Here is a 17,060-nt window from a genome sequence, read left to right as displayed (position 1 = left end):
CGATTCGCACACTTTTTTCGACAAGCAAAAAGTGGCTCTCTGAGATACTTCGACTACGCTCAGCATAAGTGATTCGCACCATTTTTCAAAAAAGGAAAAATGGGCTCTCTACTTACATGTTTCGTCTATACTGACCTCCAACTTCAAATAGCGAAGCCGTAATTTCACCTAAACTACATACTTTACAAACTTCCATTAAAGCTTCAAATATATTTTCGTTATTAATGGCACGTTGTTGTAAATCTGTTAACAATGCTGCTGTATCATTTGCTTCATGAAGATTCGCTAACGTTTTAATCTGGAATTGCTTCTCTTCTTCTGTTGCTCTAATTACTTCCGCCGGCACAACCGTTGGAGACCCTTTAGAACTTAAGAAGGTATTCACTCCAATAATTGGGAATTTCCCGTTGTGTTTTAAGGTTTCATAATACAAGCTTTCTTCTTGTATTTTACTACGCTGGTACATCGTTTCCATAGCACCTAAAACACCACCACGTTCTGTAATTCTGTCGAATTCTAAAAGCACAGCTTCTTCTACTAAATCTGTTAACTCTTCAATAATAAAAGAGCCTTGAATTGGGTTTTCGTTTTTATTTAATCCTAATTCTTTATTGATGATTAACTGAATTGCCATGGCACGTCTAACTGATTCTTCAGTTGGCGTGGTAATAGCTTCATCATACGCATTAGTATGTAGTGAGTTACAGTTATCATAAATAGCATATAAAGCTTGAAGCGTAGTACGAATATCATTAAAGTCAATCTCCTGAGCATGTAAACTACGCCCAGAGGTTTGAATATGATATTTCAACATTTGTGCTCTTGCATTGGCGCCATATTTGTGCTTCATTGCTTTTGCCCAAATTTTACGTGCCACACGACCTATTACTGCGTATTCTGGATCAATACCGTTTGAGAAAAAGAACGATAAGTTTGGACCAAATTTATTGATGTCCATACCACGACTTAAATAATATTCCACGTAAGTGAAACCATTAGATAAGGTCAACGCTAATTGCGTAATTGGATTGGCTCCTGCTTCTGCAATATGATATCCAGAAATAGAAACGGAATAGAAGTTACGGACGTTATTTTCAATAAAATACTCTTGAACATCTCCCATTAAGCGCAATGCAAATTCTGTAGAGAAAATACAGGTGTTTTGTGCTTGATCTTCTTTTAAAATATCTGCTTGAACCGTTCCTCTAACTTGAGCAATGGTATTGGTTTTTATTTCGGCATACACATCTGCTGGTAATACTTTATCTCCAGTAACACCTAATAACATGAGTCCTAAACCATTGTTTCCTTCTGGTAGCTCTCCATTATAAGATGGACGTTCTTTGCCTTTATAAATCTTAGCCATTTTGGCTTCAACCTCTTTTTCTAAACCATTTTCTTTAATGTAAAACTCACATTGTTGGTCAATGGCCGCATTCATAAAGAACCCTAATAACATTGGTGCAGGACCATTAATCGTCATACTTACCGAGGTCATTACATTGGCTAAATCAAAACCAGAATACAGTTTTTTAGCATCGTCTAAACAACAAATACTAACCCCTGCATTACCAATTTTACCGTAAATATCTGGTCTTAAATCTGGATCGTTTCCGTAAAGTGTTACACTATCGAAAGCAGTAGATAAACGTTTTGCTGGTAAACCTGCACTTACATAGTGAAAACGTCTGTTAGTACGTTCTGGTCCTCCTTCACCTGCAAACATACGTGCTGGATCTTCGCCTGTACGTTTAAAAGGATATAATCCTGAGGTGTATGGAAATTCTCCTGGTACGTTTTCTTGCAATGTCCAACGTAATAAATCTCCCCAAGCTTGATACTTTGGTAACGCTATTCGTGGTATTTGTAAATGGGATAACGACTCCGAATGTGTTTCGATTTTAATCTCTTTATCTCTTACTTTAAAGCTATAAATTGGATTTTTGTATTTATTAACTTTCTCATCCCAACCAGTAATCACTTCCCAATTGTAAGGATCTAAGTTTAATTTTACACGGTCGAATTCACTAACTAAAAGTTTTACAAAATCTTTATTCTCTTCATTAGACACTATCGATTCTGAAGCAATTCCTGCTTTATCTAATTCTGGAGTTGCCTCTAAAACAGATTCTAATGTTTTATAAATGCCGTATAAACGCTGAGCCACTTCAACTTGCGCATCTGCGGTTTTATCATAAGCGCGATTACTTTCTGCGATTTCAGATAAATAACGTGTTCTAGACGGTGGAATCACAAAAATCTTCTCGCTCATTTCTTTAGAAATTTCGAAAGTCGATTTTAATTCTGAATTAGCTTTTTCAACCAATTTATCCATAATCGCTTTATAAAGCGTATTCATTCCTGGATCGTTGAATTGTGAAGCTATCGTTCCGTAAACCGGTAAATCGTCTTGGTGAACATCCCAAAGATGATTGTTACGCATGTATTGTTTTTTTACATCGCGTAACGCATCTAAAGAACCACGTTTATCAAACTTGTTAATCGCTACTAAATCGGCGAAATCTAGCATGTCAATTTTCTCTAATTGTGTTGCTGCACCAAATTCTGGAGTCATAACGTATAAGGCCACATCAGAATGTTCCATAATCTCAGTATCCGATTGACCGATACCAGAAGTTTCTAAGATGATGATATCGTATTCTGCAGCTTTTAGAACTTCAATGGCTTCGTTTACATATTTGGATAATGCTAAGTTAGATTGACGTGTTGCCAAACTACGCATGTACACTCTTGAATTGTTGATTGCATTCATACGAATACGATCGCCTAAAAGTGCACCTCCTGTTTTACGTTTAGAAGGATCTACCGATACTAAACCTATAGTTTTTTCTGGAAAATCAATTAAAAAACGACGAACCAGCTCATCGACTAAACTCGATTTTCCTGCTCCACCCGTTCCTGTTATTCCTAAAACTGGTGTTTTAGATGTTTTATTTTTTATATGAATTTTGTCTAATGTCGCTTTTGCAACTTCTGGAAAGTTTTCTGCAGAAGATATCACTCTAGCAATTGCTTTTGGATTTTTAGTAGGAAGTAGATCTACTTCGTTACTTAATGAATCTCCAATAGCATAATCTGATTGTTGAACCAAATCGTTAATCATGCCTTGTAAACCAAGCGCTCTTCCATCATCTGGAGAATAGATTCTGGTAATCCCATAATCCATTAATTCCTTGATTTCTTCAGGAAGAATAACTCCACCTCCACCACCAAAGATTTTAATATGACCAGCTCCTTTTTCTTTCAGCAAATCATACATATATTTAAAATACTCGTTGTGACCCCCTTGATATGATGTTAATGCAATGGCATTCGCGTCTTCTTGGATAGCCGTAGTCACAACCTCTTCTACACTTCTATCATGACCTAAGTGAATCACTTCAACTCCAGTCGATTGAATGATACGACGCATTATATTTATGGCTGCATCGTGTCCATCAAAAAGAGATGCGGCTGTTACTATACGTACTTTATATTTTGGCTTATAAGGTGCAACTTGTTCCATTCTTAAAAATCTTGCTTATTTGAATGGCAAATTTAAGGAATATTCAAAAATCTAAGGCAATAATCATCAATTATCTAAAACGCAGAGAAAGTGGCAATGGCACACAATTTTAATTACTTTTATCAACTCATTCAAGATTAGTTTTATGCATAAAATCACATTACTTATTCATTGCGTAGATCAACCGAATATTATTGCTTCGGTGACTACTTTTATGGCTTCAAACGATGGAAATATTGTCTATATCGATCAGCATGTCGACAGAGAGCAAAACATATTTTTTATGCGATTGGAATGTGAATTTGCATCAAATTCGTTCTCACTTGAAAAATTCAAACACCTATTCAATTCTGAATTGGCCGAGAAATTTCAATTGAAATGGAAAATATATTCTGCTGAAAGGAAACCAAAAATGGCATTATTCGTTTCTAAATACGATCATTGTTTGTATGATATTTTAGGCCGTTATAACTCGGGTGAATTATTTCTTGAAATCCCATTCATTCTTAGTAATCATCTCGATTTAAAACCAATTGCCGATAGTTTCAATATTCCGTTTTATCATGTGCCTGTCACCAAAGCGACAAAGCATGAAGCTGAACAAGAACAGTTGAATTTACTTGAAACGCATCAGGTTGATTTTATCGTTTTAGCGCGTTATATGCAAATTGTTTCTGAAACATTAATTGATAAATACCCTAATAAGATTATCAATATTCATCATTCGTTTTTACCTGCTTTTGTCGGAGCAAAACCGTATCATTCGGCATACAAACGCGGTGTAAAAATTATTGGATCTACAAGTCATTATATCACTGAAGAATTAGATGCCGGACCAATTATAGAACAAGATGTGGCACATGTATCTCATACCTTTTCAATTAAAGATTTAATAGCAAAAGGACGCGATTTAGAAAAGATAGTTTTATCTAATGCTATTAAACTTCACGCCAATAGAAAAGTTATGGTCTATAATAATAAGACCATTGTCTTCTCTTAAATACTAATTTACAGATACAAATTCAACTTAAAAACAATTTTATAGTGACTATTGCAACTTAAATGTGTCTATAATAATAAGTTGAGATGTCTATTTTAGGCCTAAAACTTGAAGTTTTTTTGCCTATATAAATTATCTTTACCAAAAATTAAAACTTAAATGATGATTAAAAGAATTTTTGCCCTACTGATTATTTTCAATTTAACAGCTTGTGCTGAATTACAGCAAGTTGTCGATTCTTTACCACAAGGAACTGGTGGTGTTTTAGGTAATGCTGATATTGCAGCCGGATTACGAGAAGCCTTAGACACAGGGATTGAAAAACAAGTAACTAAATTAACCGCAGAAGATGGTTTCTTTAAAAATGAATTGGTAAAAATTGTTTTACCAGAAGAACTTCAAAAAGTAGATAGCGCACTTCGTAAAATTGGATTAAGCAGTTTAGCTGATGAAGGTTTAAAGGTACTTAACAGAGCTGCAGAAGATGCCGTATCTGAAGCGACTCCAATTTTTGTTAATGCTGTAAAAGACATCACTTTTGATGATGCCAAAAACATTCTTTTAGGAGAAGATGACGCTGCAACATCGTATTTAACATCAAAAACGCAAACGGAATTATATAGCAAGTTTAAGCCTGTTATAAATAATTCGTTTAGCAAAGTAGGTGCTGATCAAATTTGGTCTAACCTTATTACCAAATACAACAACATTCCTTTGACAAATAATGTGAACCCTGATTTAACGGATTACGTAACGCAAGAAGCTTTAAAAGGTGTTTATACTATGATTGCTGTTGAAGAAAAAGAAATAAGAACAAAAGTATCTTCTCGTAGTAGTGATTTATTGAAGAAGGTCTTTGCTATGCAAGATTAAATCAGCATTACGCTATAGATTTTGTTATCTTTTACTTAAAAAAACACTTGTTCTAGCTAAATTTTAGTAATTTACTAAGGTATTTATTAAAATTTAGCTGTGAGCAATTCAGAAAAAATAATAAAAAAAAGAATAAAGCTTAAGAAAAAGTACCTTCAACTTATTGAAGACGCTTATAATTTAAGACAAACAGATCACGCTTTAAGTGATTTCTCTGAGTACAAAGCCACTAAAGTTCTTTATAAAATTAATAAATTAGGATTTGTTGTGCACAATTCGGAAGTCCAAGTCCACTAATCCTAACTTATTAAATTACACTTAATTATACCCTAACGTTCTCTTAACTTCGAAGCTAATTAAACTCACCATCTTTGCAGTGCAAAAGATTGAGTTAGTTAGATCTTACATTAGTTAGTTAGAAGTCGATATTGTAGTTAGGTATCGACTTTTTTTATGCTTAATTATGAAAGGTTTTGAAATAGCTATAAGATTTCAGTACACGACTCCCATACCAAGAAAACAATTCACCATCGACAATTTTTATAGTCTTCTCTGGAAATTGAGCTTTTAATTCTAAGACATGTTCTTCTTTAAACGGAAAAGGTTCACTTGATAGTAAAATGAGGTCTGCCTCTTTTAATTTTGGATTACTTATGTCGACTTCCGGATAACGTTTATCATCTTTAAACACATTTACAAAACCAGCTTCTGTAATCATAGCATCTATAAAATTCTCTGATGCCGCAATCATCCAGGGTTTTTTCCAAATAAAATAAGCAACTTTTAACTTATCCGTGTTTTGAAGTGTAATTTGAAATGCTTCGCGTTCTAATTGAATATTTGCTACTAAAGTTGACGTTGTCCTCTCAATATTAAAAATCGCCCCATACATCTTAATGAGCTCAAAGCAATCGTCGAGGTTATAAACATCACTCACGTGAATTGGAGCTATTTCTTCTAAACTTTCAATAATCTCCTTAGTATTCTCCTCTTTATTGCAAAGGATAATATCTGGACGAAGTGCTTTTATTTTTTCAATATTGATTTTCTTTGTGCCACCAACAACAGCTTTAGACATTCTAAGATGCTTCGGGTGTACACAAAACTTAGTGACGCCAACAATTGAGGATTCTAAACCTAAATCTACCAATAATTCGGTTTGCGAAGGCACCAAAGAGATGATACGCTTGGGTGTTTTGTTGAGTTGGATGTCTCGTTTAAGTTGATCGATATATGTCATTATGAATACTTTGGCCCCGCTCAGTAAAACCTGAGTACAGCAATCTGTTTAATTATAGTTCTGTTTCAAGAGATTCCCACGTCCTACGTCCTCGGAATGACAGTTCACAATTCAACAGCCATCTGTAGTTGTAATTCTTTAGCTTTTTGAGCTGCAGCTTCCGCGAAGTCTTCTTCTTGAGACGCATAAATTATGCCTCGAGACGAATTAATTAATAAGCCAACAGAACTATTCATACCATATTTACAAACCTCTTGAAGGTTTCCTCCTTGCGCACCAACGCCAGGCACTAATAAAAAGCTATCTGGGATAATTTTTCTAATATCCGCTAAAAACTCAGCTTTAGTAGCACCAACCACATACATTAAGTTTTCAGAATTCTTCCAAGATTTAGACGTTTCTAAAACCTGTTTATACAACTCTACTCCATCAACCGACTTTGTTTGAAAATCAAAAGCTCCTTCATTTGAAGTTAATGCTAAAAGTATGGTGTGTTTGTCCTTAAAAGCTAAAAAAGGCTCTACTGAATCTTTTCCCATATAAGGTGCAACAGTAACACTATCAAAACCTAAATCTTCAAAAAATGCTTTAGCGTACATCGTACTTGTATTCCCAATATCTCCACGTTTCGCATCTGCAATCGTATAAATTTCAGGATAATTTTCGTTAAGATAGTTGATTGTTTTTTCTAAAGCTTGCCAGCCTTTTATACCGTATGCTTCGTAAAATGCTGTGTTGGGTTTATAGGCAACACAAAGATGATGTGTCGCATCAATAATAGCTTTATTAAAAGCAAAGATAGGATCTTCTTCTTTTAATAGATGCTTTGGAATTTTATTTAAATCGACGTCTAATCCTATGCAAAGGAACGATTTCTTTTTTTTAATTTGGTCTATAAGTTGCTGTGTAGTCATAGTATAAAAAAAGCCTCAGTAAAGAGGCTTCAATTTAAATTACATCATCATTAGCCTTTAACAACTCTGTGTTTTCGGCTAACATTAATTCGTCTATTATTTTTTGAATATCACCATTAATGATATTTTGCAAATCGTAAAGGGTTAAACCTGGTACTCTATGATCTGTTACGCGTCCTTGTGGGTAATTGTAGGTTCTAATTTTAGCAGATCTATCACCAGAACTCACCATACTTTTACGTTTTTCAGAATCGGCTGCTTGTTGCTTCGCTAATTCTAAATCGTATAATCGCGAACGTAACACTTTTAAGGCTTTTTCTAAGTTTTTATGAGATGATTTCTGGTCTTGACAACTTACAATCATTCCCGTTGGCTCGTGATGTAACTTAATAGCAGAGTAGGTTGTGTTTACCGACTGCCCCCCAGGACCAGTTGATGTGGTACGCTCTATACGAACTTCCGTCATATCTAATTCGTAATCAAACTCTTCCGCTTCAGGTAATACCATAACCGTTGCTGCACTTGTATGCACACGACCTTGAGTTTCTGTCTGTGGCACACGTTGTACACGGTGTACACCAGCTTCAAACTTTAAAGTTCCATAAACATCTTCACCTGATACTTCAAAAATAATTTCTTTAAAACCACCAGATGTTCCGTCACTTTGACTTACAACATCGACTCTCCAACCTTTATCGCTACAATATTTTGAATACATTCGGTATAAATCACCCGCAAAAATACTAGCTTCGTCTCCACCTGTACCCGCACGCACCTCAACAACGACATTTTTAGCATCGTCTGGATCTTTAGGAATCAACATAAAACGAATCTCTTCTTCAAGCTTTTCAATGATTTCTTCTGCTTCTTCAAGTTGCATTTTAGCCATATCTACCATTTCGGCATCAGAGCCATCCGCAAGAACCTCTTGAGCTTCAGAAATATTTTCTAAGGATTCTTTGTAGGTTTCACCTTTATCTACAATTAATTTAAGATCCTTGTATTCTTTCATCAGCTTGGTGTAGCGCTGCTGATCTGATATAATATCTGGTTGAATGATAAGATCATTGATCTCATCAAAACGTTGTTTTATAATCTGTATTTTCTCTAACATCTCTCTTCAAAATTGGATTTCAAAAATACGTTTTTTTTGAGATATTAGACCGCTGCGCTTCTAGAATAAAGAATCAAGACCTAAATATTGATAAATCAGTAACTTTCAATGATCTAGTTAGCTTCTATTAAGTTACTTTAATACTAATAAATTCTTTTAGTATTATTGTTATCAGTATTAAAACATAGAAAATGTCGCTTTACTATAAAATCTTTATTCTTGACTCTAAAAGCAGAGCGGCCTTGATTCTTTTCAATGCTAATACAAATTCAATATTACAGGTAAAAATAAACTCCCCATAAATAACGTTAGTATAAAACTATGTATCGATTCCTAGCTATACTTACATTTTACAGACCGTTTGTGGTTTGGTCTTTTACGGCGAATGCTATTATCGGATTTTTCAATCCACTAATAGTACCAGCATTAGTGACCAAATTATTTCTTACGGTTTTTGCATGGTATTATGTGAGTGAAACTAATAATAAACGGAAATTAACCTTTTATAAAAATTTAGGTATTTCTACTTTAAAGCTTTTTTCTGTTATATTTATTTTAGACTGTATTTTAACCATTATTTTTATTACCATATTTAAGGAATTCACTTGATAACAAAATGATATTTGAACTAGACAATGTCGAACTTTACTTTAAAAACAAACGCATTTTAAACGGTATTTACCTCAAAGCTGAAACGGGAGAGGTTACAGCTATCTTAGGTAGAAATGGCTGTGGCAAAAGCTGCTTGCTCAATATTGCTTTTGGGAATTTAAAACCAAAATACATGTTGGTAAGATTAGATAGCAAACCTCTTTTAAAGCCCTTATATTCTACAGGAATTGCCATATATCTGCCACAGTATAATTTTATTCCTGGTGACATGACCTTGTCTTTTGTATTTAAATTATATGCTATTGATTGGGCTATTTTTATTGAAAGTTTTGAAGCGTTTTCTATCTATAAAAATGCGAGATTCAACGCACTATCAGGTGGGGAAAGACGTATTATTGAAACCTATATTATTCTAAAAACCAAAAGTCAAATCGTATTTTTAGACGAACCATTTTCTCATTTATCACCTTTACATATTGAAACTGTAAAACAGCTTATTCAAGAAGAAAAAAAAGAAAAAGCTATTATTATCTCCGACCATATGTATCAACACATTATTGAGGCATCAGATCATATTTACTTATTAAATAATGGCTCCACAAAAAAAATTGAAAAGCTTACAGAACTTGAGGATTATAAATATTTAAGTGAAGGTACCTTATAAAAGAATTAAGATGATGAATTACTTTTAATAATTTGATCTAAATCTACCACTACACCAACACCCAAAATTTGTTTCCATTGTAACTTCGGACCTACAATAACACTTTCTTCATTGGTTAATTCATTGGTTTCAACTTCTACCTTAATATCATCGTCATACCTAAGATGGGAGCCTAAAGTAGCCTTTACAAATCTATTGACTTTCATGTCCAAATTGAGTTCCCATTCTAAATCAACGTTTCCAAAACTATTAATATAATCCGTATATAAACGTAATAAACTTGACACTTTAATATTCTCAAAAAGCTCCTCTTCATATTTATTAGTTAATAATATACCCAATTCTTGTCTCACCTTTTTACCTTCCCTAAGCATATTCCCCTCTAAATCATAAATAGCTGGCTCTACTCCAAAAGCACCTCTATTTGCTAAATCATTATCTAAAACAAATGTTGTTTTTAAGGTAAATGGTGAGGCATAAAAGGACATGCGCTCTATAAACCTTCCATATTCCATTCCCAAACCAAAAAACATATAACCAGGGGCTAAAACTCTAGATATAGGCTCATCTCTATTAGGATAATTATATCCATTTGCTAATTGCGTGTTGAAACTAAATTTTGAAGAATAAAACCAATTACTTTTGGGGTCTTTTTCTAAACCAATATTAGAGATTACCTCAATAACATCTTCCGTTTTTCTAATGTTTAGATCTTCTTGCTTGTTTAAACCATAACGGATGTTAAAGTTAGAATTCCAAAACCATTTTTCTTGCTTATATTTTGCCTCTGCCTTACCTGATATAATAGCCGAGATTGAATTAGCTCCACCTGTATTCCAGTTTGTAAAAGACACCTGATTAAGCGTTAAGCCAACTTCTTTTTTAGTTCTCCACCCTAATTGAATAGGTTCATTCTTTTTCTTTTGAAAATATAAAGAATCTGGCTGAGCAAAAAGGATACTAGAGCATAAGACAAATACGCTAAATATAAACCAAGAATAGTTTTTCATGTTTGAAATAAATTAATACTTAAATGTGCCGTATTCACTGCTAATAGTAAGTTGTTTTTTATCGGAAGCTTCTACGCGACCAATGATTTTAGCATCTACATTAAAAGATTTTGAAATCTCAATAATAGCACTTGCAACTTCTGGCTTTACATACAATTCCATACGATGGCCACAGTTAAACACTTGATACATTTCTTTCCAATCTGTTTTAGATTGTTCTTGAATTAGTTTAAATAACGGCGGAACTTTGAACATATTATCTTTTACAATATGAAGTTCATCAATAAAATGAAGAATTTTTGTTTGCGCTCCTCCACTACAATGCACCATGCCGTGAACCGAATCACTATTATATGTATTCAGAATTTCTTTGATTATTGGCGCGTAAGTCCTTGTCGGCGATAACACTAACTTACCAGCGTCGATTGGTGAGTTCTCAACAGTATCTGTTAATTTTGTTTGTCCGGAATACACTAAGTCTTCTGGTACAGCAGCATCAAAACTTTCTGGATATTTTTCGGCTAAATATTTTGAAAACACATCGTGTCTTGCTGATGTTAATCCATTACTTCCCATACCTCCATTATATTCGGTTTCGTAAGAGGCCTGACCGAAAGACTCTAAACCGACAATAACATCACCTGCAACAATATTAGCGTTATCAATAACATCTGAGCGCTTTATACGTGCCGTGACTGTAGAATCGACAATAATCGTCCTTACTATATCGCCAACGTCTGCAGTTTCACCACCAGTTGAATGGATCGTAACTCCAAAAGACTTTAAATCTTCAATTAAGTCTTCTGTTCCGTTAATTATTGCTGAAATGACTTCACCAGGAATTAGATTCTTATTTCTTCCAATGGTTGAAGACAACATTATGTTATCTGTGGCTCCGACGCAGAGTAAATCGTCAATATTCATAATTAACGCATCTTGAGCGATGCCTTTCCAAACTGAAATATCTCCAGTTTCTTTCCAATACATGTATGCCAAAGACGATTTTGTACCAGCTCCATCGGCATGCATTATTAAACAATAATCAGAATCATTAGTTAAATAATCTGGAACTATTTTACAGAACGCTTTAGGAAACAAGCCCTTATCGATATTCTTTATAGCATTATGGACATCTTCCTTTGAAGCAGAAACTCCTCTTTGCGCATATCTTTTACTCACCGAATTACTCATTGTATCGTTTATTAGTATTGATATTGCAAAAGTAAGAATTGCGTTTAATTATAAGGAATGATTAAGCTGTAATTAATAACAGTTTTCATTTTTCTAAATAATGCTTCCTTTTTCTTTTTACCACCGAAGTATAAATTAGAGCTTAATCCACCTCTCAATAACGTCATCTGTTTCATCTGCCATAAGACAAACTAAATGATCCTCGATAAACATATAATTATATTCCCCAAATAATATTAGGCCAACACCTTTAGTGAGTAGAACCTCAAAACCAAACCCTCCTTGTGCTCTTGCAACTGTACTTATAAAAGAATTAGATACATTGCAACCACCACCCACAAATAAAAATGGTAAAAATCTCGTATAGGGACTAAATAGGATTTCTAAATTTAAATCGAAAGACATAAATCCTTCGTTAAAAACAGCCTTAACAGCAACGTTGTATTTATTCTATGTGATATATATATTAAGATGACTTGTAATATGATGCTTGCACCCTATTCTGAAGAACAACTCACACTCTGATTCTGGATAATCGCCCTCCATCATTGTTGAAACAGTTGCTCAATCTACAGAAATAGGATATCTGTAATCAAAAAAAGCATATTTGCGATTGATAGTCTTTTTACTTTTTTTTTACTAATTTCTTGAGAAAACTCTGAATTAGAAAAAAAGTCAATACTATACCCAAAGCAATAGCTTGGAGTTTAGAAATCATATACTCCTAAATTAGAAGATCTGTATATTCTATTACAGATTTAACGAGAGATTGACAATACCGATAAATAGTTACTTAACTATAAGCACACTATATGTTTACTGGAAGAAATCAATTAAAGCAAAAAAAAAGATAAAACCGAAACATCGATTTTATCTTATAGCCTAGAAGGCAAATATTACCTAATAATTTTATCTTAATTTTTAAGATCTGCTGGTAGCTTTACTTGTACACTTACAACTTCATCATTATTAACATTTTTCAATTCGCTAGAATTGTCTTGAGATAAAATAAGCGTTGCTCCAACAAGAATTGCTACACTAAGTAGTAACTTTTTCATTTTTACAAATATTGATTAATAGCCCTACAAAGATACTAAACAAACGTATCGTTAAAAGGTCCACCCCCAATTATTTCGCATGATACCATCACCTTTTCGACAACTAGTTTAATGTTATCGACAAACTGCACAAAACACAATTTTAGCACTGTAAGTTGTACGTATATATACGTATTTCATCGCATAGAATTACCTACTCAAACACCTCTAAGACATTTTATATGAATTATTTAGTAAACAAAAGCTCTCTATATTTAGTTAAAGGCCACAACTCATCATCAATCATTAATTCTAGTTTATCACAATGATATCTAATATCCTTAAATAATGGTTTTACCTCATTGCAATATCCATCAGCTTTCTTTTCTAGACTCGCTTCTTTATTAATTGCTTTTCGCGTTTCCGTCATTTTAGTTACCGTTGAGTTAATCGTTTCAATATGTTCTGATATTTGCTCGATAAGAACCAGTTGTGCTTTCGCAAAATCTTTAAAACGATCTCCATAAATAGTCTTAAGACCTGTTACATTTTCTATCAGAATATTTTGATACCTCACAGCAGTTGGCACTACATGATTTCTGGCAATATCCCCAATGACTCTACTTTCTATTTGAACATGGTGAATATAATCTTCCATTTCGATTTCGTAACGCGCTTCAGACTCCACCTTATTCATCACCCCTAAGCTGTCAAAAAGTTCTATTGTAGATTTAGCCTTTTTTATCTTTAATGCTTCAGGTGTCGTTTTATTATTACTTAACCCACGCTTCTTAGCTTCTTTCTCCCATGCTTCACTATAACCATTACCTTCAAAAAGAATCGCCTTAGATGTTTTAATATATTCTCTCAATACATTAAAAATAGCATCATCCTTTTTCATTGATTTCTTATCGATTAACTCATCGACTTCAATTTTAAAATCCATTAGTTGTTTTGCAACTATCGTACTTAAAACTGTCATTGGGTTAGCACAATTCGCTGTAGAACCCACTGCTCTAAATTCAAACTTATTACCAGTAAAGGCAAATGACGAGGTTCTATTTCTGTCTGTATTATCTAATATCACTTCTGGTATTTTACCAACCACATTAAGTTTTAGGTCTGTAATTTCCTTAGGAGATAATTTCCCTTTAGTTACTGTTTCTAATTCCCCGAGCACTTTTGTTAGTTGATCTCCAATAAATATAGAAATAATCGCAGGAGGTGCTTCATTAGCTCCTAAACGATGATCGTTACTAGCAGAAGCAATCGCAGCTCTTAATAACTCTTCGTGCGTCTGTACCGCTTTAATCGTATTAATAAAGAAGGTTAAGAACTGAAGATTACTCATCGGTGTTTTTCCTGGAGATAATAAGTTGACACCTGTATTTGTAGATAAACTCCAGTTGTTATGCTTACCTGAACCGTTAACACCTGCAAATGGTTTTTCGTGCATAAGCACTGTAAAACTATGTCGTTTGGCAATTTTCTGCATAATATCCATTAACAATGAATTATGGTCCACTGCTAAATTAGCTTCTTCAAATATGGGAGCCAATTCAAATTGGTTTGGTGCCACCTCATTATGCCTTGTTTTAACAGGAATTCCTAATAGCATGCATTGGTGTTCTAAATCGCGCATATACGACATCGCCCTTGCCGGAATAGTACCAAAGTAATGATCATCTAATTGTTGACCCTTTGCTGGCGAATGCCCCAATAGCGTTCTTCCGGTTAATAAGATATCTGGTCTAGATAATGCCAATGCCGTATCTATTAAAAAATATTCTTGTTCCCAACCTAAAGAGGTTCTGACGCTTTTTACGTTTTTATCAAAGTATTTACACACAGCAACTGCAGCACTATCTACCACTTGCAAAGCTCGTAAAAGTGGAGTTTTAAAATCTAATGCTTCACCTGTATAGGATACAAAAACTGTTGGAATGCATAATGTTTTATCATATATAAAAGCAGGTGATGTAGGGTCCCAAGCTGTATAACCTCTAGCTTCAAACGTGTTTCTAATACCACCATTTGGAAAACTAGAAGCATCTGGTTCTTGCTGTACTAATTGATCTCCACCAAATTTTTCAATAGCGAGTCCATCACCAATAGTTTCAAAAAATGCATCATGTTTCTCAGCTGTTGCCCCAGTTAATGGCTGAAACCAATGTGTATAGTGTGTTGCTCCTTTACTGATTGCCCATTCTTTCATTCCTGTAGAAATATGATCTGCAACAAGACGGTTTATTTTAGTTCCTTTTTCAACGGCTTCTAAAACACTATTTAAAGCGGTCTTAGTTAAATATTGACGCATCGCTACCTCGTTAAACACATTAGAGCCAAAGATTTCGGATCGGCGTTTCTTCTCCTTAATCTTTAACGGCTTCCTTTTTAAAGATGCTTTTACAGCATGAAATCTGAGTGTTGACATATTGTTAGTTTTTAAGGTCAAAAATACAAAATATTTAAAAAATAGACAATTACCTACACAAAATTAGGGTAGTCTACAATAATTAAACACTTTTAAACTAAATACCCCCATTTTTTTTGATGGGTAAAAAAAAATAACAATATTTGTGTCATTATTATCTGATAAACAAAACAATCATTATGGCAAAAATTAAATTAGAATACATTTGGTTAGATGGCTACTTCCCAACTCAAAATATGAGAAGTAAAACCAAAGTAGAAGAGCACGAAAACTTTAAAGGTACTTTAGAAGAATTAGGCATGTGGTCTTTTGATGGATCATCTACTAGACAAGCTGAAGGTGGATCTTCTGATTGCTTATTAAAGCCAGTAGCTATTTATCCAGATCCAGACAGAATCAACGGTTATTTAGTAATGACAGAAGTTTTAAATGCTGATGGAACACCTCACGTTTCTAATGGTAGAGCTACTATTGATGATGATGATAATGATTTCTGGTTTGGTTTTGAGCAAGAGTATTTTATTATGGATACTAAAACTCAGTTACCATTAGGATTCCCTATAGGCGGATACCCTGCACCACAAGGTATGTATTACTGTTCTGTAGGTGGGTTACATACTCACGGAAGAGGTTTAGTTGAAGAACATGCTGATTTATGTATTGATGCTGGTTTAAATTTTGAAGGTATTAACCAAGAAGTTGCTTCCGGACAATGGGAATTCCAATTGTTTGCTAAAGGAGCTAAAAAGGCTGGTGACGAAATTTGGATCGCTAGATACTTACTAGACCGTTTAACTGAAAAATATGGTTACTATATTGAATACCATCCAAAACCATTAGGTAGAGATATGGACTGGAATGGTTCTGGTATGCACGCCAACTTCTCTAACGAGGTATTAAGAACTTGTGGAGATAAAGAAACTTATGCAAAAATTTGTGAAGCTTTCCGTCCTGTAGTTAAAGAACACATTGCTGTTTATGGAGAATTTAACGATCAACGTTTAACAGGCTTACACGAAACGGCATCTATTAATGATTTCTCTTGGGGAGTTTCAGATAGAGGAGCTTCAATCCGTATTCCTATTATCGTAGTTGAGAAAGGCTGGAAAGGTTGGTTAGAAGATAGAAGACCAGCTTCTAATGGTGATCCATACAAAATTGCAGGTAGAATTATTAAAACTGTAAAAAGTGCTGACATTTCTTAATTAGCCACTATTATATATTTTAAAAGTCGTCTAGAATTTTTTTTTCTAGACGACTTTTTCACTCCTTATTACATGTGAAGATTAAAACACACTTAATCTCATGTTTATTTACAAGTAAGCAACATACTTCTCAAGAAACAACTTCACTTATTACTGTATCTCGCTCATACTTATGAGTTTCATAAGAACTAAGGAGTATTCCCTTACAACGATAAAATCTGTTTTTCATAGTAAATTACG

15 protein-coding genes are annotated in these 17,060 nt (G+C 33.9%); 6 read left to right on the top strand and 9 right to left on the bottom strand.

Features of this window, described 5'->3' with window-relative positions; genetic code table 11:
• Positions 1-112 precede the first annotated feature (112 nt).
• A complete protein-coding gene (locus HM984_RS03765) occupies positions 113-3,526 on the bottom strand; it encodes a methylmalonyl-CoA mutase family protein (protein WP_179348177.1) in 3,414 nt (1,137 codons plus the stop codon).
• A 145-nt stretch (positions 3,527-3,671) separates the two neighbouring features.
• Between HM984_RS03765 and purU the strand changes: the two genes are divergently transcribed.
• From purU to HM984_RS03750, 3 genes are all read left to right on the top strand, one after another.
• Positions 3,672-4,526 carry a formyltetrahydrofolate deformylase gene (gene purU / locus HM984_RS03760; protein WP_179348176.1) on the top strand — a complete coding sequence of 285 codons (855 nt, stop codon included), beginning with the start codon at positions 3,672-3,674 and terminating at the stop codon, positions 4,524-4,526.
• A gap of 162 nt (positions 4,527-4,688) precedes the next feature.
• Positions 4,689-5,399: a DUF4197 domain-containing protein gene (locus tag HM984_RS03755; protein ID WP_179348175.1), complete on the top strand. Its 711-nt coding sequence runs from the start codon at positions 4,689-4,691 to the stop codon at positions 5,397-5,399.
• A 99-nt stretch (positions 5,400-5,498) separates the two neighbouring features.
• The gene (locus HM984_RS03750) at positions 5,499-5,696 is read left to right on the top strand and encodes a Lacal_2735 family protein (protein WP_179348174.1); all 198 of its coding nucleotides are present in this window, start codon (positions 5,499-5,501) and stop codon (positions 5,694-5,696) included.
• 160 nt (positions 5,697-5,856) lie between these two features.
• Here HM984_RS03750 and HM984_RS03745 read toward each other — a convergent pair whose 3' ends face one another.
• The 3 genes from HM984_RS03745 to prfA form a co-directional block, all read right to left on the bottom strand.
• Positions 5,857-6,639: an ABC transporter substrate-binding protein gene (locus HM984_RS03745; RefSeq protein ID WP_179348173.1), complete on the bottom strand. Its 783-nt coding sequence runs from the start codon at positions 6,637-6,639 to the stop codon at positions 5,857-5,859.
• A 104-nt stretch (positions 6,640-6,743) separates the two neighbouring features.
• A complete protein-coding gene (gene pyrF, locus HM984_RS03740; RefSeq protein ID WP_179348172.1) occupies positions 6,744-7,553 on the bottom strand; it encodes an orotidine-5'-phosphate decarboxylase in 810 nt (269 codons plus the stop codon).
• 34 nt (positions 7,554-7,587) lie between these two features.
• The gene (prfA, locus tag HM984_RS03735) at positions 7,588-8,667 is read right to left on the bottom strand and encodes a peptide chain release factor 1 (protein ID WP_179348171.1); all 1,080 of its coding nucleotides are present in this window, start codon (positions 8,665-8,667) and stop codon (positions 7,588-7,590) included.
• Between the two features lie 321 nt (positions 8,668-8,988).
• Here prfA and HM984_RS03730 point away from each other — a divergent pair, with 321 nt between their 5' ends.
• Both HM984_RS03730 and HM984_RS03725 read left to right on the top strand, forming a co-directional pair.
• The gene (locus HM984_RS03730; RefSeq protein ID WP_115807604.1) at positions 8,989-9,276 is read left to right on the top strand and encodes a hypothetical protein; all 288 of its coding nucleotides are present in this window, start codon (positions 8,989-8,991) and stop codon (positions 9,274-9,276) included.
• 7 nt (positions 9,277-9,283) lie between these two features.
• Entirely contained in the window at positions 9,284-9,943 is a 660-nt protein-coding gene (locus tag HM984_RS03725) for an ATP-binding cassette domain-containing protein (RefSeq protein ID WP_179348170.1), read from the top strand.
• 5 nt (positions 9,944-9,948) lie between these two features.
• On the opposite strand, the gene HM984_RS03720 is transcribed toward HM984_RS03725, so the two are convergent.
• The 5 genes from HM984_RS03720 to HM984_RS03700 all read right to left on the bottom strand — a co-directional run bounded on the left by HM984_RS03720 (position 9,949) and on the right by HM984_RS03700 (position 15,615).
• Positions 9,949-10,953 carry a DUF3078 domain-containing protein gene (locus HM984_RS03720; RefSeq protein WP_115807606.1) on the bottom strand — a complete coding sequence of 335 codons (1,005 nt, stop codon included), beginning with the start codon at positions 10,951-10,953 and terminating at the stop codon, positions 9,949-9,951.
• A gap of 12 nt (positions 10,954-10,965) precedes the next feature.
• Positions 10,966-12,144, bottom strand: a complete 1,179-nt coding sequence (locus HM984_RS03715; protein ID WP_115807607.1) for an AIR synthase related protein — start codon at positions 12,142-12,144, stop codon at positions 10,966-10,968.
• 135 nt (positions 12,145-12,279) lie between these two features.
• Positions 12,280-12,549 carry a hypothetical protein gene (locus HM984_RS03710; RefSeq protein ID WP_179348169.1) on the bottom strand — a complete coding sequence of 90 codons (270 nt, stop codon included), beginning with the start codon at positions 12,547-12,549 and terminating at the stop codon, positions 12,280-12,282.
• 509 nt (positions 12,550-13,058) lie between these two features.
• Positions 13,059-13,202, bottom strand: coding sequence for a hypothetical protein (locus HM984_RS03705; RefSeq protein ID WP_179348168.1), 144 nt, complete (start codon positions 13,200-13,202; stop codon positions 13,059-13,061).
• 226 nt (positions 13,203-13,428) lie between these two features.
• Positions 13,429-15,615 carry a glutamine synthetase III family protein gene (locus HM984_RS03700; RefSeq protein ID WP_115807609.1) on the bottom strand — a complete coding sequence of 729 codons (2,187 nt, stop codon included), beginning with the start codon at positions 15,613-15,615 and terminating at the stop codon, positions 13,429-13,431.
• 179 nt (positions 15,616-15,794) lie between these two features.
• On the opposite strand from HM984_RS03700, the gene HM984_RS03695 reads away from it, so the two are divergent.
• Positions 15,795-16,820: a glutamine synthetase beta-grasp domain-containing protein gene (locus tag HM984_RS03695; RefSeq protein ID WP_115807610.1), complete on the top strand. Its 1,026-nt coding sequence runs from the start codon at positions 15,795-15,797 to the stop codon at positions 16,818-16,820.
• The last annotated feature ends 240 nt before the right edge of the window (positions 16,821-17,060 follow it).

It is taken from the genome of Winogradskyella pacifica (genome assembly GCF_013403915.1).
Taxonomy (GTDB): Bacteria; Bacteroidota; Bacteroidia; order Flavobacteriales; family Flavobacteriaceae; genus Winogradskyella; species Winogradskyella pacifica.
The sequence above is the reverse complement of the archived record's forward strand: the minus strand, read 5'-3'. Positions and strand labels throughout refer to the sequence as shown.

Coding starts and splice junctions, on each gene's coding strand:
- HM984_RS03765 (WP_179348177.1), bottom strand. CDS start 3,526: ATGGAACAAGTTGCACCTTATAAGCCAAAATATAAAGTACGTATAGTA.
- purU (WP_179348176.1), top strand. CDS start 3,672: ATGCATAAAATCACATTACTTATTCATTGCGTAGATCAACCGAATATT.
- HM984_RS03755 (WP_179348175.1), top strand. CDS start 4,689: ATGATTAAAAGAATTTTTGCCCTACTGATTATTTTCAATTTAACAGCT.
- HM984_RS03745 (WP_179348173.1), bottom strand. CDS start 6,639: ATGACATATATCGATCAACTTAAACGAGACATCCAACTCAACAAAACA.
- pyrF (WP_179348172.1), bottom strand. CDS start 7,553: ATGACTACACAGCAACTTATAGACCAAATTAAAAAAAAGAAATCGTTC.
- prfA (WP_179348171.1), bottom strand. CDS start 8,667: ATGTTAGAGAAAATACAGATTATAAAACAACGTTTTGATGAGATCAAT.
- HM984_RS03730 (WP_115807604.1), top strand. CDS start 8,989: ATGTATCGATTCCTAGCTATACTTACATTTTACAGACCGTTTGTGGTT.
- HM984_RS03725 (WP_179348170.1), top strand. CDS start 9,284: ATGATATTTGAACTAGACAATGTCGAACTTTACTTTAAAAACAAACGC.
- HM984_RS03720 (WP_115807606.1), bottom strand. CDS start 10,953: ATGAAAAACTATTCTTGGTTTATATTTAGCGTATTTGTCTTATGCTCT.
- HM984_RS03715 (WP_115807607.1), bottom strand. CDS start 12,144: ATGAGTAATTCGGTGAGTAAAAGATATGCGCAAAGAGGAGTTTCTGCT.
- HM984_RS03710 (WP_179348169.1), bottom strand. CDS start 12,549: ATGTCTTTCGATTTAAATTTAGAAATCCTATTTAGTCCCTATACGAGA.
- HM984_RS03705 (WP_179348168.1), bottom strand. CDS start 13,202: ATGAAAAAGTTACTACTTAGTGTAGCAATTCTTGTTGGAGCAACGCTT.
- HM984_RS03700 (WP_115807609.1), bottom strand. CDS start 15,615: ATGTCAACACTCAGATTTCATGCTGTAAAAGCATCTTTAAAAAGGAAG.
- HM984_RS03695 (WP_115807610.1), top strand. CDS start 15,795: ATGGCAAAAATTAAATTAGAATACATTTGGTTAGATGGCTACTTCCCA.